The organism is Kribbella sp. (assembly GCF_035655035.1).
Taxonomy (GTDB): domain Bacteria; phylum Actinomycetota; class Actinomycetes; order Propionibacteriales; family Kribbellaceae; genus Kribbella.
This window is the reverse complement of sequence record NZ_DASRVN010000340.1, coordinates 1-2,017: the sequence shown is the minus strand read 5'-3', so window position 1 is coordinate 2,017 and position 2,017 is coordinate 1. Positions and strand designations below refer to the sequence as shown.

Annotated in this window: 3 protein-coding genes; all 3 read right to left on the bottom strand. The window is 73.0% G+C overall.

Annotated elements, in window-relative coordinates; genetic code table 11:
- Positions 1-113 precede the first annotated feature (113 nt).
- A complete protein-coding gene (locus VFF46_RS19095; RefSeq protein ID WP_325038504.1) occupies positions 114-836 on the bottom strand; it encodes a GNAT family N-acetyltransferase in 723 nt (240 codons plus the stop codon).
- A gap of 15 nt (positions 837-851) precedes the next feature.
- On the bottom strand, positions 852-1,820 hold the full coding sequence (locus VFF46_RS19090; RefSeq protein ID WP_325038503.1) for an adenylate/guanylate cyclase domain-containing protein: 969 nt from the start codon (positions 1,818-1,820) through the stop codon (positions 852-854).
- Positions 1,810-2,017, bottom strand: a 208-nt coding sequence (locus VFF46_RS19085; RefSeq protein ID WP_325038502.1) for a cyclic nucleotide-binding domain-containing protein, incomplete at its 5' end; no start/stop codon positions are given. The genes VFF46_RS19085 and VFF46_RS19090, both read right to left, overlap by 11 nt.

Genomic DNA, 2,017 nt, shown 5'->3' with positions numbered 1-2,017 from the left:
GAACTGCAAGGACACCACGAAGGCCCCGTTCGCCCCACCGCCCGCACCGGCCACGACCCCGACCCCGACCCCCAAGCCGACGCCGACACCGACGCCCCCGCGGACGGTGAAACCTACGCGCTAGGCCCGGCCGCCGCCACCCGGCGGTAGCTGTACCCGAGCCGCCGGTACACCGCGATCGCGGCCGCGTTGTCGCCGTCCACCATCAGCGCGACCCGCCCGTGCCGCTTCACCAGCTCGGCGGTCACGAACCCGCACACCTGCCCGGACAATCCCTTGCCCCGGGCAACAGGATGCGTCGCGACCCCGGCCAGGAACCCGACCCCGGGTGCACTCCACGCGTCCGCAGCGACGCTCAGCAGAGCACCGTCGTCGCCGGTCACTGCGGCCCAGCGCCGTACTCCGGGATGCCCGGGCCACGCGTACGACGACGGCGACGCCGCGCGCAGCAACGCCTCCACGCCGGCGTCCCCGTCCAGCCAGGCCGCGGTCGTGGTCACGTCCGGCACCCGGTCGGTGTCCATCCAGCCGAACGCGGCCGCGAACTCCAGCCCCGGCAGGTGCTCCGCCATTTCGCGGATCAGCTCCTCGTCGCCGAACGGCCGGAACGACGGCCCGACCTCGGCGAGTACGACGGCCGCCAGCCGGACCGCCTCCCCGACCGGTCCGACGACCGCGAGGCGGTCATGTTTCGACACGTTCGGTGCCGCGACGACGACCGCGGATCCCGCGGTCCAGGCCCGCGCCCCGGTGGTGAATCCCTGAGCTGCCCATCCGGCGATCGAGTCGCCCCTACTCGCCAGCTCCAGCTCGGCCGGCGTCCTGATCTCCCGCACGGGTCACACCGTATGTCATTCCGCTCGCTGGATCGCGTACGGCACCAGATGCCGGTAGCCGCGGACCGCGACCCGGCGCAGGCGGTGGATCGTGTACGCCGTGTGGCCGTCCAGCGCGGCGGCGAGCTCCCGGTCCGCGAGCACCCGGCCGGGCTTGCACTCGGTGGTCAGCCGGGCGGCCAAATTGACCACCTCGCCGTACACGTCGCCGAGCCGGATCAGGATCGTCCCGTACGCGAGCCCGATCCGCAGCTCGGGCAGGTCCGGGTCCGCGGTCACCGCCTCCTGCAGCGCCAGCGCGACCGCGGCGGCCTGCGCGGCGGTGTCGGTGACGAACAGGACCTCGTCGCCGATCGACTTGATCACCCGGCCGCCGTTCAGCGCGACGACGTCCGCGGCGGTGCCCTCGAACCGCTCGATCAGCTCGCCGAGCTCGGCCTCGGTCAGCCGCCGGGTCAGCCGGGTGTAGCTGACGATGTCCGCGAACCCGACCGCCCGGACACCGCGGGCGAGCTCGTCCGATCCGGCGATCGCCCGTCCGGCGGCCGCGGCCAGATGCCGGCGCCAGACGTACGTCTGCAGCCGCTCCATCGCGGGCAGCAACAGGCCGGCGACCTCGATCGACTCCTCCCCGGACAGCTTCGAACCGCCGAGGAACTCCAGGAACATCGCCGACTGCCAGGACGACAGCCGGGACTGGGTCTGGCCGAGTTTGCGGGCGAGCGACGACTCCATCTCGGGCTCGATGAAGCCGTCGTCCTCGAGCGCCGCGACCAGCCGCAGCGCCTCGACGTCGTCGTCGGTGAACGCCACCTCGTCGTCCGGTACGGTCGCGAACCCGAGCGCGTGCCACATCCGCTCGGCGCGCTCGGTGGAGATCCCGGCCCGCTCGGACACCTGGACCCGGGTGAACTTCCGCTCGCCGCCGAGCAGGGTGCGCTCGAACTCGCGCTGCACTCCGGCGAGGTCGGGGTCAGGAGCCACCGCGGCGCTCGGCAATGGTGGCGTCGATGGCGTCCCGGAAGGCGGGCAGCCGCCGGGTCAGGTCGTCGAACTTCTCCCGGGTGAAGTGCAGCAGCTGCAGCCGCGACTTCGCCGTGACGGTTGCCGTCCGCAACGTGTTCTTCCGGACCGCGACCTCGCCGGCGATGTCGCCCGGCCCGAGCTCGGCGATCTCCTCG